Consider the following 13045-nt stretch of genomic DNA (forward strand, 5'->3'; position numbering starts at 1 on the left):
GCCCCTGCCGCGGTCAGTCTCCTGACCGCAGCAGGGGCGCGATCGCGTTCGCGACGTAGGGCCCGGGTCGACGACGGCGCTCGCTACAAGTTCGGAGGGCCCTGGCGCACCTTCTCCAGGAGCGATTCCGCCGAGTCCTTCGCCGGGTCCCACCAGGACTCGATCCACCACGTGACCCCGGCGTCTGCCATGGCACGGGCCTGCTCGGCCGCCTGGGCGGGGTCGCTGGACAGCTTGCCCTGGAGGATGACGTCGAACGGGCGGTCGGTGCCGGTGCCGGTGCCAGTGCCGGTGCCGTTCGTGTCGTCCGCGCTCGTCGGCCCCGGCCGGTTCGCCATGAGCCACTCGACCAGCGCGGCGATGTCGTCCGTCGTCAGGTCGTCCGCCGTGCCGCGCAGCTGCGGGACTATCCCGTCCCAGCGCAGGGCGCGCCGCAGGTTCTTGGTGGGCGGTCGCTCGGCGTCCCAGACGCCGACCGGCCACACCGGGATGCGGCCGTTCACCGGGCGCTCGGGGAAGCGGAACGGACCCGTGGTGATCTGCTCGCCGGAGGACTCGAACTCCTCGCCCGACCACGACTTCTCCAGCCACGCCAGCGTCTCGTCGAGCAACGCCGCGCGGTCCTTCAGCTCCGTGGGCTGGCCCGGGACGGACGTGAAGCCCCGGTCGTCGGTCACACCGACACCGACGGGCAGCACCAGGCGTCCGCCGGAGAGCCGGTCCACGGTGAGCGCCCGCTGCGCGAGCTCCCACGGCCGGTGGCGGGGCACGGCGAACACCATGGCGCCGAGCGTGATGCGTTCGGTCACGGCAGCCGCTGCCGCGAGGACGGCGAACGGGTCGTAGACCGGCATGGCCCACTCGCCGCCGAGATTGATGGCGTCCCAGGTGAAGAAGCCGTCCCAGCCGTGCTCCTCGATCTCGCGGGCGAGCGCCACGTGCTGGTCGATGGTGCCGAAGCTGCTGATGAAACCGAACTTCATCCGTCCTCCTGATGCGTCGTCGTACCGGGGCCGACTCACACGCTATGCCGGACCACTGACACTCGGCCCGGGCGGCGGCTCGCGCGGCGGTCCGGGCGACGGCTCGGCGAGTGCGCCGCGACGGCGTGCGCCGTCCGGGCCGCCGGTTAGGGTGAGGCCCGTGACCAGCACGAGCGCGACGCGGCCGACCGCGGAGATCTGGACCGACGGAGCCTGCAAGGGCAACCCTGGCCTGGGCGGATGGGGTGCGCTGCTGCGTTCCGGCACGCACGAGAAGGAGCTGTTCGGCGGGGACCCGGTCACCACGAACAACCGCATGGAGCTCACCGCCGTCGTCGAGGCGCTCAAGGCGCTCAAGGGCCCCACCGTCGTCACGCTGCACGTCGACTCCCAGTACGTGATGAACGGCATGAGGACCTGGATCCACGGCTGGAAGCGCAACGGCTGGAGGACGGCGAGCAAGCAGCCCGTGAAGAACGTGGACCTGTGGCAGGCGCTCGACGCAGAGGTCGCCAAGCACGAGGTGAGCTGGGTCTGGGTCAAGGGGCACGCCGGCGACCCGGGCAACGAGCGTGCCGACGCGCTCGCGAACAAGGGCGTCGACAGCGTGCGCTGACGCACGACGGGGCACGTCGGGCGCCACGTCCGGCCAACGAGACAGAAGTCACGTCACCACGATTCGCGCGCACCAATACCCTTGAGTCATGGCTTCCCACTACGACGTCGTACTCCTCGGTGCGGGCCCCGGCGGCTACGTCGCCGCCATCCGCGCTGCCCAGCTCGGCAAGTCCGTTGCGATCATCGAGGAGAAGTACTGGGGTGGTGTCTGCCTCAACGTGGGCTGCATCCCCTCCAAGGCTCTGCTCCGCAACGCCGAGCTGGCCCACATCTTCACTCACCAGAAGGACTTCTTCGGCATGGCCGGAGATGTCACGTTCGACTTCGGGAAGGCCTGGGACCGTTCACGCACGGTCGCGGACGGCCGCGTCAAGGGCGTCCACTTCCTGATGAAGAAGAACAAGATCACGGAGCTCGACGGCCGCGGCACGTTCCGCGACGCGAACACCATCGAGGTGGCCCTCAACAAGGGCGGCACCGAGACCGTGACCTTCGACAACGCGATCATCGCGACCGGCTCCGAGGTGCGTCTGCTGCCCGGCGTCGAGCTGTCCGAGAACGTGGTCACCTACGAGAAGCAGATCCTCACGCGCGACCTGCCCAAGTCGATCGCCATCGTCGGCGCCGGCGCGATCGGCATGGAGTTCGCCTACGTCCTGAAGAACTACGGCGTGGACGTCACGATCATCGAGTTCCTGGACCGTGCGCTGCCGAACGAGGACGCGGACGTCTCCAAGGAGATCGCCAAGCAGTACAAGAAGCTCGGGATCAAGGTCCTGACCTCGACGGCCGTGCAGACCGTGAAGGACGAGGGCTCCTCGGTCACCGTCTCCTTCAAGGGCGTCAAGGACGACAAGCCGGGCGAGCTCGTGGTCGACAAGGTGCTCATGGCCGTTGGCTTCGCGCCGAACGTCAAGGGCATCGGCCTGGAGAGCGCCGGCGTGCAGCTCACCGATCGCGGCGCCATCGGTATCGACGACTACATGCGCACCAACGTGCCGCACATCTACGCGATCGGTGACGTCACCGCCAAGCTCATGCTGGCGCACGTGGCCGAGGCGCAGGGCGTCGTCGCCGCCGAGACCATCGCCGGGGCCGAGACCCAGACGCTGGGCGACTACCGCAACATGCCGCGCGCGACCTTCTGCTCCCCGCAGATCGCGTCGTTCGGCCTCACCGAGCAGCAGGCCAAGGACGAGGGTTACGACGTGAAGGTCGCCTCGTTCCCGTTCATGGCCAACGGCAAGGCGCACGGCCTGGGCGACCCGACCGGCTTCGTCAAGCTGGTCGCCGACGCCAAGTACAACGAGATCCTCGGCGCCCACATGATCGGCCCGGACGTCTCGGAGCTGCTGCCCGAGCTCACGCTCGCCCAGAAGTGGGACCTCACGGCCGACGAGATGGCGCGCAACGTGCACACCCACCCGACGCTGTCGGAGGCGCTGCAGGAGTCGATCCACGGCATCGCCGGGCACATGATCAACTTCTAGTCGATCCCTCGGCCGTCATCGGCCGTCGAGCCTGGTCAGAGGCCCGGGGGGGGAGGGGTGGGGGGGGGGGGGGGGTTTTTTGTTTCTTTTGACGTGGGGTATGTCTGGTGCGCCCTCGGTGTCGTCGGGGTTGGGGGGTCGGGGGGGAGGCCCCAAACCTGCGCCTCCCCGTGCCCCCGGGCCTCTTCGCGTCCTGGTGACCAGAGGAAGTCGCGCCCCGGTCAGTCGAACTCCGCGAACCGGTCCAGGAGGACGTCGTCGGTGCCGGCCTCGACCGCGACCCAGAGTTCCAGCGCCGGGATCGCGGACCCCCCGCCGTCGTCGTCCTGCGCGACCCACGGCCTGCCCACCGACGGGTTCTCGCTCGTGCCGTCCGGGTCGGGTGTGTAGCGCCAGCGAGCGTCGCGGTGGATCCGTGCGACCTCGCCCAGGTACCAGATCGCGCCCTGCACGAGGTCGTCCTCGATCCGGGCGTCCAGGGCCTCCGCGGACGGGATCCGCAGCCGGATCACCTGCGCGAGCGGGACCAGCGACGCCGGGCTGAAGTCGAGCTCCTCGGCCCGCCCGGTGTCTGCGGACCACGCGTCGAACCCTTCCCGGCGCGTGGTGAGCCAGCGGGTGAGCCAGGGGTCGGGCAGGTCGTCCGCCCCACGGGTCGGCAGCGCGGGCAGGTCGGCGCCGCGCGGTTCCCAGCCGTCGTCCTCCGCCTGGCGCCGGGCCGCCTCCGCCACGACGCGTTCGTGCTCGGTCGCCCAGACGGCGCCGGTGCGGCGGGTGACGGCGTCAAGGACGAGAGGCATCGGCTCGACCGTCCCGCCGGCGTCGAGGACGGCGACGGGCAGGCCGGAGCGCTCGTCCCACGACCAGGCCCCGCCGCCCGCGGTCAGCAGCGCCTCCCCGAGGTACCCGCCGAGCGCCTCGACGAGACCCTCGCGGGGCGCGGCGTCCCGCGTCTCGGCGAGCAGGAGGTGTTCGAGGTCGTGCAGGGACGCCGCGGAGTGGTCGAGCGTCGTGCCGGACCCGGCGACGAGGTCCTGCAGCCCTTCGAGCATCGGGCCGATGTGGTCGAGCCAGTGGGCGAGGCCCTCGTCGGGCGTTGTCTGCATGCCGCCACGGTAGGCAGGTGGACGCCGCCGTCGCCACGGAATGCCAGCCCGCACCGCCAACCCGGACGCGCCGTCATCCCGGCCGTACCGTCCCATTTTGACTTTTGTCGCGCTTGTGCTAGTTCGGTGCGTACGTTGGTGCCGCCATGCGACGTCCGGCTCGATGGTCGGACGGGCCCATCGTCCTGGAAGGAGTCATCGTGTCGTTGACGACCGATGCTCGGAAACGGCTACCGGCGGTCCTCCTGGCTCTCGCACTGACCTTCTCGCTGGTGACGATCCCGCAGGCGGAGTCTGCCTCTGCCGCACCGCTCACGGGGAAGCTGTGTCGTGACGTGTTCAAGCTGCCAAAACCCACGGGCCCGCAGCGGACCACGATGCCCGACCCGGCGGAGATCGCCGCGCTCGGGGACCTGCCCCTGGACTACGTGAACCCGGCCGAGCCGGTCCGGAACGCCGCGCTGCCGAGCGAGGATCCGGCGAAGGTGCGTGCGGAGTACGGCACGAGGTACCGGGGGAAGAGCGTCGGCACCGAGACGCACCTGTTCGCGCGCTGGAACGCCTGGCTCGACAAGCACCCGGAGCTCAAGACGAGGGCGCAGATCAACGGGGCCTTCGACGGGTGGCGCACCAGCTACGTCACGGTGCACGACAACAACGCGCGGGGGCACGCCCTGCACAAGCTCGTGGTCGAGAAGCTCGGGCTGACCGGCGACGACTGGCTGTGCGAGAAGACTCTCGGCCCGAAGGGCCAGTCCGTCCGCGTGGACATCGTCCACAAGAACACGAGGTTCGCCATCGAGGTGAAGGCGGGATCGGGGCACACCCCGGACCAGCTGGCGAGGTACAAGGCCCTCGTCGACAACAAGACGCTGAAGAGCACGACGTACGTCCACGGCAAGGCGCCGGACAAGGCCACCAGCGAGGCGCTCAAGAACGCCAAGATGGACTCGGCCCCGATCAAGGTCAAGCCCAGGATCACCAACATCCGGCCCACCTTCCCGGGCGGGTGCGTCTCCGGGATGAGCGTGGTGCAGCCCACCGCCCGCTGCGCGCCCGGCCCGATGGACCCGAGCTCGAAGGGCCAGAACAGCAAGGTGCAGGACCTGGCCAAGCAGACCGGCCGGACCCCGGCGGAGGCGCGGCGCTACCAGAACCTGCCCCGTGAGCTCGGCGCGCGCGACTGGGGGTACCGGCGGCCGGGCGGGATCGACTGGTCGACGCTCGAGCTCAGCTACCTGGAGGTCGACCCCGGTACGGGCGACGTCGGCTACTCGTTCCAGGCGGACGACAACCCCGACGAGGCCGCGAACCCGTCCTTCGGCGGCGAGGAGACCCTGGACCTGAGCTCGGACGCGTTCTACACGTGGCTCGCCCTGCCCGACGAGGTGTTCTGGGTCAACCTCAACCCGGATCACCCCGACCAGGTCACGGACCCGGTGTTCGCGGACACCAAGGCCGCCCGCGTGCTCCTGGAGGCCGACCTGGAGATGAAGCGCGACTTCACGCGGCTGACCAACCCCGAGACCGAGGTCGGTGCGGCGTACTGGGACTCGTTGCGGACCAACCCGGACGGCAGCGTGTGCTGGCCCTCCACGCGCCAGTGGATCTACGCCGCCCCGGCCAAGGTCCGCCAGGAGGGTGACCGCCTGTACATCCTGGATGCCCCGATGGCCGTGGGCAAGGAGCGGATGGAGTTCACCAACTATCCCCCCGGCCAGGAGCCGTGCACCGCGAGCGACGAGATCATGGACCACAACTTCCGGATGGCGCAGGAGCACCTCGCCCCCGTGGTCGAGCAGCTGATCAACACCGACCCGAAGTACGCGGACCTGCGCAGCGTCTACCGGGCCCGGGTCGCCGCGGCGTGGGTGAAGCAGCGCAACGAGGCGAACCGGGGACCGTACGACGCGATCATCGACTCCGGGGACGTGTCCCTGTGGCCCGAAGGGACCGACTGGGAGACCAAGGACGTCTGGGACGACATGATGGAGAACGACTGGACCCGGGTCCAGTTCGAGGTCACCCGGGAGGAGATCGTCAACGGCGAGCCGTATACCTGGACCTACCCGATCTACGGTGGCGTCGAGCTGGACAAGTCGCCCAGGAAGCAGACGCCGACCGCGGAGTTCCGTCGCGACCACCCCGAGCTGCCCCGGACCGTCCAGGAGTCTCGCCTCGACATCGTGGGCTACGGGGATGACGACGCTTTCGTCGGCGGTGGCACGGCCCAGGCGCCGGTCGAGCAGGAGCCGGAGCCAACGCCGACTCCTACGCCTACGCCGACCCCGGACGACCCGCCGGCCCGGAAGGAGCCGCCGCTGGTGGCCACCGGCTGATTCCGGCAACGCTGATTGCCGGCACGCTGATCCCGGCGACAGAGCGCAGGCCGGCCCGTCGATGCGGGCCGGTCTGCGCCGTTTCACGGTCCCGGTTCGGTAACGGCGGTCGAGCAGTGCGATGGTGATGTGCTCTCACCGTCGAGGTTCGTGGATGATGACTGCTCATGGACGCCAGAAAGCCGCTGTCGGGTCTCTACGCCCCGATGCCCGAGGTGGGCACGAAGAAGTTCTGCGTGTTCTGTCGCGAGGCGGTGACCCTGGAGCAGGCGGCGTCGGGGTGGCACTACTGGACGGCGTTCGGCGACCCGGTGGACGGCGGCCGGCACTGCTACGGCGGCACGATGGGCAACGTCCACTCGCCGGCCCTGCGCACGCTGCACCTGCCGCTGGCGGAGTCCGACGACCTGAAGTGGGCCTGGCGGTATTCGCCGGAGGGCGAGGGCCGGTTGCAGTAGCGCGCCGGTCCGAGTCGATCGATCAACGGTGCCTGGGGCCGCTTCTTTCGTCGAGCCAACGGCTGACCGCGACGAAGCGTGGTCGGGGCGCCTGCCTCCAGGACTGCAGGAACGGCAGGAGCGCTGCGGCGTGAGCCATCGGGCGGTCCGTCGTCTGCCTGAGCGGCCACCGAACGTACGAACCTGGGCAACGTATTCGTCGCGGCGGACCCAGATAGCGTCCGACAGCGCGATCGCCCAGAGGAAGACCAGTCCGAGCAGGGGCATCCCGGACCAGGGCGGCCCATCGTGTCAGGGAGCATCGGTCGGGGCGGTCGATATGTACAGCACCATGGCCGCGGGACACAGCAGCATGACAAGACCGAGGTACACCCAGGTGTGCCGATTGCTCAGGCGCTGGGCTTCCTCATGACCGTCCGTCATCGTCGGGAGGCTGGCAGCGGGCCGGACTTCGTCGACCTGCGGGTGAAGTCCGGGCCGCATCGTTGACCTGCCTTGCGACCATCCAGTTGGGTCATGCTCGGCGGGCTGTCAGTGCGGGGGATCGGACGCCTTCGACATGTGCTGACCAACTTCGTGGCGTCCTCAGATCGGAATGGTTGCCCAGTGAAGAATCCTCGGAGCCTCGGGCTTGTCGTGTGGGCCGTGATCGCCGCCCTCCTCCTGTCCGGGTGCACAAGCGCGGTGGACCTGCGCAGTGAGCTGCAACCTGTCCGGAGCGCACTTGTCGACGCGGGGTTCGACGACGCGGGCGTCCACATCGGCCGCATCGAGGGCACGAAGAAGTCGGAAGACCTGGCGACGATGGTCCTCATCGGCGGTGACATGGACGCAGAGGAAGCGACGGAGACTGCGGCACAGGTCGTCTGGGACGAGCTACCAATGCGGTTCGACACGCTCGCCATGGAGTACGACGGACAGCGGTACGAGGTTGGTCACGCCGAACTCGAAGCGCGCTTCGGGCCGCGGGCGGACGGCTTGGACGACGTGGCCATCCGCGACGTCATCGGCACAGGACTGCAGGCAGCGGCGTGGGTGGCGGCGGGCATCGTGCTTGTCGCGATGCTCCTTGTCGGACTGATCGTCCGGCGACGACGAACACGAGGTCGGCGTCCCACCCAGCGAGGATCCCGCTAGACATCAGGGGAACTGAGCGTCCCGGACGGCGCAGGCCGGAGATGTCGGTGGGTGCCGCAACGGTGCGTGTCGTCGCCGGAGATCAAGAAGGAGCTGCCCGATGAGCTGGGACATCAGCCTGTTCAACGCACCACCCGGGATCACGCTCGAGGAGATCCCGCGCGACTACGAGCCGGCACCGCTCGGGTCGGTCGCCGAAGTTCTCGGCCGGTTGCAGGTCGCGTTCGTTGATCTGGACCTGAGTGACCCGACGTGGGGCGACCTCGAACGGCAGGGCTGGTCGATCGAGTTCAACATCGGCAGTCGGGACCCGGTCGGGTCGATCATGCTGCACGTGCGTGGTGGCGGGGACGACGTCGTCCAGGTGGTCCGCGAGACCGCGCACGTCCTCGGGTGCCGTGCGCTCGACTGCTCGTCCGGCGAGTTCATCGAGGACGGCGGCAAGGATGGGTGGGCGGACTTCCAGGTGTACCGCGACGGTCTGTTCGATCGCCCGCCGGCCTAGAACGGCCAGATCAGCGGCACGTACAACACCGCCGCCGCGAGGAACACGAGGGCCAGCGGCAGGCCGAGGCGCCAGTAGTCCCCGAACCGGTAGCCCCCGGGCTGCAGCACCATGAGGTTGGCCGGCGTCGCGATCGGGGTGAGGAACGCGGCGGCCCCGACCACGGCGAGGGCCATCATGAACGGCTGCACGCTCACCTCGAGCGTCTGGGCGAACGACACCGCGACGGGCGCCATGACGAGCACGGTCGCGACGTTCGAGATGAACTGGCCGAGCACGAGCGTGAGCGCGCACAGCACGAGGAGCGCGAGGTACGGGGAGCCGCTGCCGGTGAGGCGCAGCACGACGTCGGCGATCGCCTCGGCCGCCCCGGAGGACACGAAGGCCGCGGACAACGGGATGAGCGCGGCGATGAGGATGACCGTGTCCCAGGAGATCGCGCGGAGCCCCTGGGGGACGGTGAGCACCCGCAGCAGCACGAGCGCACCGGCCGCCAGCAGCCCGACGATCACCGGAGGCACGGCGCCGGTCGCCAGGAGCCCGATCGTCGCGACCAGCACCCCGAGGCAGCGTTTCCAGCCGGGCCCGAGCGGCACGCTCCGCTGCAGGGCCTGCGACGCGTCGACGGCGATGACGTCGGGTGACCGGGTGTACCGGTGCAGCGCCTCCCACGGCCCGCGGACCAGCACGGCGTCACCGGCCTGCAACGACAGCGGTCCGGACGAGGCGGAGCCGTCGGGACCGCTCGACGAGTCGCTGCCCCGGCGGAGCGCGACCACCACGAGGTCCTCGTTCCGCGTCGTCATGCCCGGGCTCACGCGCCGCCCGATCAGGGACGAGCGGGGCGCGATGAGCACCTCGACGACCCCGGTCGCGCCCGTGAAGAGGCGTGCCGCGTCGAGCTCCGCGGCGTAGCTCTCCTGCCACGAACGCACCCGTTCCCGCGGGTCGGCAGCGACGTCGACCAGGTGCTCCGGCGCCCGCTCCGGCAGGAGGCGCTCGCCGACGGTCACCACGAGGAGCATCGTGACCAGGACGAGCGGGAGGCCCACCAGCGCGAACTCGAAGTACCCGAACTCCCGGCCGCCCGCCTCCGCGGCGACCTCGGAGACGATCACGTTCACCGGGGTCCCGGTCAGGGTCAGCATCGACCCAGCGCTGGCGGCGAACGCCACGGGGATGAGCATCCTCGACGGCACGATGCCGGCCCGCGCCGCGGCGACGACCGCGACGGGCAGGAGGGCCGCGACGGCCCCGTTGATGCTGATCACCGCCGCGAGGACCGCCGTGCCGCCGACCATCGTCGCGAGCAGAGCGGCACGCCCGAGCGAGGCGCACCGCTCCAGCTGCGTCCCGATCCACGCCGTGATCCCCGTGGTCTGCAGGGCCTCACCGAGCACGAACAGCGTGGCGATGAACAGGACGATCGGGTCGCTGAAGCCGGACAGGACCTCGCCCAGGGGCAGCACCCCCGTCGCCCACAGCGCCACCGGGACGAACAGCGCCACGACCACGAGCGGCACCCGGTTGGTCGCGAAGCCGAGCACCGCCAGCGCCAGGATCACGAAGGTCGCGACCAGGGGGTCGATCATGAGCTCCACGGGCCCCATCGTCGCATCCGGCCGGTTCACCCACCGCGCGCTGGTGGCGCCCCGGGCCACCCGGCAAGATCGACGCATGAGAGACCTCGACGTCGACCTCGCGGTCGTCGGCTTCGGCAAGGGCGGCAAGACCCTCGCGGCCACGATGGCCCGCCGCGGCAGCCGCGTCGCGATGATCGAGCAGTCCGACCGCATGTACGGCGGGACGTGCATCAACATCGGGTGCGTCCCCACCAAGGCCCTCGTGCACGACGCCGAGACCGGCTCGGACGGCGTCCCCGGGCCCGACCGCTACCGCCGCGCCGCGGAACGCACCGACGCCCTGACCACGCTGCTGCGCGGCAAGAACTTCGCGATGCTCGACACCCTCGACACCGTCACGGTCGTCACCGGCACCGCGGCGTTCGCGGACCCGCACACCCTGACGGTGCGCGCCGGCGACGACACCCTGCGGGTCACCGCGCGGACGATCGTCATCAACACCGGCGCCGATCCCGAGCTCCCGCCGGTCCCGGGCCTGCGCGAGAGCGAGCGCGTGGTCACCAGCACCGAGCTGCTCGCCCGCACAGAACGGCCCGACGAGCTCGTCGTCCTCGGCGGCGGTTACGTCGCCGTCGAGTTCGCCTCCATGCACGCCGCCTTCTGCGCGCGCGTGACGCTCCTCGCCCGGGGCCCGCGTCTCCTCCGGAGCGAGGACGACGACGTCGTCGCTACCGCGACCGAGATCCTCACCGCGGCGGGGGTCACGATCTTGACCGGCGCCACGGTCACGGGCGTCGAGGACACGGGTGACGCCGCGGTCGTGTCCTTCACCGACCAGGCAGGCGTACCCCGAACGGTCCGGGGCGACACGGTCCTCGCCGCCCTGGGGCGCCGTCCGCACACCGCCGGTCTCGGTCTCGACGCCGCCGGGATCCGGACCGATGCCCGCGGCGCCGTCGTCGTCGACGAGCACCTGCGCACCACGCAGCCGCACGTCTACGCGGTCGGCGACGTCAACGGCGGGCCGCAGTACACCTACGTCTCGCTCGACGACTACCGGATCGTGCTCGACGACCTCACCGGGGAGGGCCGCCGCACCACCGCGGACCGCAGGGCCGTCGCCTCCGCGCTCTTCATGACGCCGCCCCTGGCGCGGGTAGGCCTCACCGAGGCCGAGGCCCGCGCGTCGGGTCGTCCGCTCCTCGTCGCCCGGCGGCAGGTCGCCGACATGGCGACCGTGCCCAGGGCGCGGATCGTCCGCGATCCGCGGGGCCTCATGAAGGCGGTCGTGGACGCCGAGACCGATCAGGTCCTCGGCGTCACGATGCTCAGCCACGACGCCCACGAGACGATCAACACCGTCGCGCTCGCCATGCGCCACGGCGTCACGGCCGGCGAGCTGCGCGACGAGATCTACACCCACCCGTCCATGACCGAGGCCCTCAACGACCTGTTCGCCAACCTCCGGCCGGTCGAGAACCCGGTCGAGAACCCGGTCGAGGACCCGGCGTGATCACCGCGGGACGTACCCCAGCGACGACGCGGCGCCGTGGACCGGCCGAGGGCTAGCTCGACCGCTCGAAGTAGTGCAGCGGACCTCTGTCGACGCCCTTCGGGTAGACGAACAGCCGGTCGGAGGAGTCGATCCAGAGCTGGATGTTCGCGTACGGGAAGGCGTCGCCGCCCTCGTCGATAAGGAGCATGATCGCGTCCGTCTCAGGCCCCGTCAGGTCCCAGGTGCCGGTGAGACGGGGCTCGTCCGTGTTGTCCGGGCCATCGTCGTTGTCGAGCACGTCCACGGGAATGCCCGACAGCTCGAAGCCGCCGTCGTCGTGCAGGGCCAGCACGCCGCCGTCGGAGTCGGTGAACGTGGCGGCGAAGTCCTGCGCCTGGTGGTCCGGACCGGTGCACGCGGCGAACACCGACACGACCGCGAGGCCAAGCGCGACGGGGAGCGATCGGCGCGGCGGCATGAGCGTCACCGTACCGCCTGCTCAGGGGCTCGGGAGCTCAGAGGTACGCGGTGGCGCCGATACGGCACCACCGCGATGTCCAGGTCGTCGGGTCGTGTCAACCTTCTCCTCCGTTCACCCGTGACTTTCACCGCGGGACGTTCACCGCGTGACGTACCCCAGCGACGACGCGGCGCTGTCACCCCGGGTCCCGGCCGGGACCAGCGTGAGCACCAGCGCGTCCGCGGCGTCCATGGATGCGGCTCCGCCGTCCGGGCCGCGTGGCGCCTGCGCCTCGGCGAGGAGGTTGCCCGGCCCCTGGGCGACCACGTACGCCCGCTCGACGGTGCAGGGCGTGCCCAGCACCACCTTGGCGTCGCCCTCGCCCGTCAGCGTGGTCCGGTTCGCGGTATCCACCTGCCACGGCAGCGCCGTGCAGGACGACGCCCCGCTCGCCGGGTCGACGTCGAGCACGGCGAGCGCGCCCGACGGTCGTTCGAGGTACCTCGGCGCCGCGAGGCCGGGAGCCTCGGCCAGCGCGGGCAACAGGCCGTTCGCGCTCGATGGGTCGGCCGTGGGGCCGACCACCGCGTCGACGACGACGCGCACGCGGGTGTCGCCGGCCACGAGCACGAGCCGGTCGGTCGTGTCGGTGACGATCGACCACCCGCCGTCGGCCAGCTCGCCGCTGTCCAGCGCGGCACGGCCGCCCAGCACGAGCCGCGGCGCCTTCGTCTCGTCGTCCTCCAGGGTCTGCGCGGTGGCCGGTGCGGCCAGCGCGAGCGTCGCGGCGCCCAGCGTGGCGAGCATGCCCGCCAGGAGACCGGTGTGCTGCGTGCCCCGAGGGTTCTGTCCAGACATGGGTCCACTCCTT

The 13045-nt window shown here is 70.6% G+C and carries 12 protein-coding genes; 7 read left to right on the forward strand and 5 right to left on the reverse strand.

Annotated features, from left to right (window positions below; all coding sequences use genetic code 11):
* Positions 1-83 precede the first annotated feature (83 nt).
* The gene (locus ACFV9Q_RS24160; RefSeq protein ID WP_377236509.1) at positions 84-983 is read right to left on the reverse strand and encodes an LLM class flavin-dependent oxidoreductase; all 900 of its coding nucleotides are present in this window, start codon (positions 981-983) and stop codon (positions 84-86) included.
* Between the two features lie 160 nt (positions 984-1143).
* Between ACFV9Q_RS24160 and rnhA the strand changes: the two genes are divergently transcribed.
* Both rnhA and lpdA read left to right on the forward strand, forming a co-directional pair.
* A complete protein-coding gene (gene rnhA, locus ACFV9Q_RS24165) occupies positions 1144-1599 on the forward strand; it encodes a ribonuclease HI (RefSeq protein WP_377236510.1) in 456 nt (151 codons plus the stop codon).
* Between the two features lie 88 nt (positions 1600-1687).
* Positions 1688-3091, forward strand: coding sequence for a dihydrolipoyl dehydrogenase (gene lpdA / locus ACFV9Q_RS24170; protein WP_377232261.1), 1404 nt, complete (start codon positions 1688-1690; stop codon positions 3089-3091).
* Between the two features lie 221 nt (positions 3092-3312).
* On the opposite strand, the gene ACFV9Q_RS24175 is transcribed toward lpdA, so the two are convergent.
* Complete coding sequence (locus ACFV9Q_RS24175; RefSeq protein WP_377236511.1) at positions 3313-4197, reverse strand: hypothetical protein; 885 nt, start codon at positions 4195-4197, stop codon at positions 3313-3315.
* Between the two features lie 335 nt (positions 4198-4532).
* Between ACFV9Q_RS24175 and ACFV9Q_RS24180 the strand changes: the two genes are divergently transcribed.
* The 4 genes from ACFV9Q_RS24180 (at position 4533) to ACFV9Q_RS24195 (ending at position 8636) form a co-directional block, all read left to right on the forward strand.
* On the forward strand, positions 4533-6536 hold the full coding sequence (locus ACFV9Q_RS24180) for a hypothetical protein (RefSeq protein WP_377236512.1): 2004 nt from the start codon (positions 4533-4535) through the stop codon (positions 6534-6536).
* Between the two features lie 167 nt (positions 6537-6703).
* A complete protein-coding gene (locus ACFV9Q_RS24185; RefSeq protein WP_377236513.1) occupies positions 6704-6994 on the forward strand; it encodes a hypothetical protein in 291 nt (96 codons plus the stop codon).
* 645 nt (positions 6995-7639) lie between these two features.
* The gene (locus ACFV9Q_RS24190) at positions 7640-8131 is read left to right on the forward strand and encodes a hypothetical protein (RefSeq protein ID WP_377236514.1); all 492 of its coding nucleotides are present in this window, start codon (positions 7640-7642) and stop codon (positions 8129-8131) included.
* A gap of 100 nt (positions 8132-8231) precedes the next feature.
* Complete coding sequence (locus ACFV9Q_RS24195; RefSeq protein ID WP_377236515.1) at positions 8232-8636, forward strand: hypothetical protein; 405 nt, start codon at positions 8232-8234, stop codon at positions 8634-8636.
* Here the strand turns inward: ACFV9Q_RS24195 and ACFV9Q_RS24200 are convergent.
* A complete protein-coding gene (locus tag ACFV9Q_RS24200) occupies positions 8633-10228 on the reverse strand; it encodes an SLC13 family permease (RefSeq protein ID WP_377236558.1) in 1596 nt (531 codons plus the stop codon). The two genes, ACFV9Q_RS24195 and ACFV9Q_RS24200, sit on opposite strands and share 4 nt — an antisense overlap.
* A gap of 85 nt (positions 10229-10313) precedes the next feature.
* On the opposite strand from ACFV9Q_RS24200, the gene ACFV9Q_RS24205 reads away from it, so the two are divergent.
* Complete coding sequence (locus ACFV9Q_RS24205; RefSeq protein WP_377236516.1) at positions 10314-11732, forward strand: FAD-dependent oxidoreductase; 1419 nt, start codon at positions 10314-10316, stop codon at positions 11730-11732.
* A 52-nt stretch (positions 11733-11784) separates the two neighbouring features.
* On the opposite strand, the gene ACFV9Q_RS24210 is transcribed toward ACFV9Q_RS24205, so the two are convergent.
* The gene (locus tag ACFV9Q_RS24210; RefSeq protein WP_377236517.1) at positions 11785-12192 is read right to left on the reverse strand and encodes a hypothetical protein; all 408 of its coding nucleotides are present in this window, start codon (positions 12190-12192) and stop codon (positions 11785-11787) included.
* A 141-nt stretch (positions 12193-12333) separates the two neighbouring features.
* Positions 12334-13032 carry a hypothetical protein gene (locus tag ACFV9Q_RS24215; RefSeq protein ID WP_377236518.1) on the reverse strand — a complete coding sequence of 233 codons (699 nt, stop codon included), beginning with the start codon at positions 13030-13032 and terminating at the stop codon, positions 12334-12336.
* Between the last annotated feature and the right edge of the window lie 13 nt (positions 13033-13045).

Source organism: Promicromonospora sp. NPDC059942, assembly GCF_042731755.1.
Classification (GTDB): Bacteria; Actinomycetota; Actinomycetes; order Actinomycetales; family Cellulomonadaceae; genus Promicromonospora.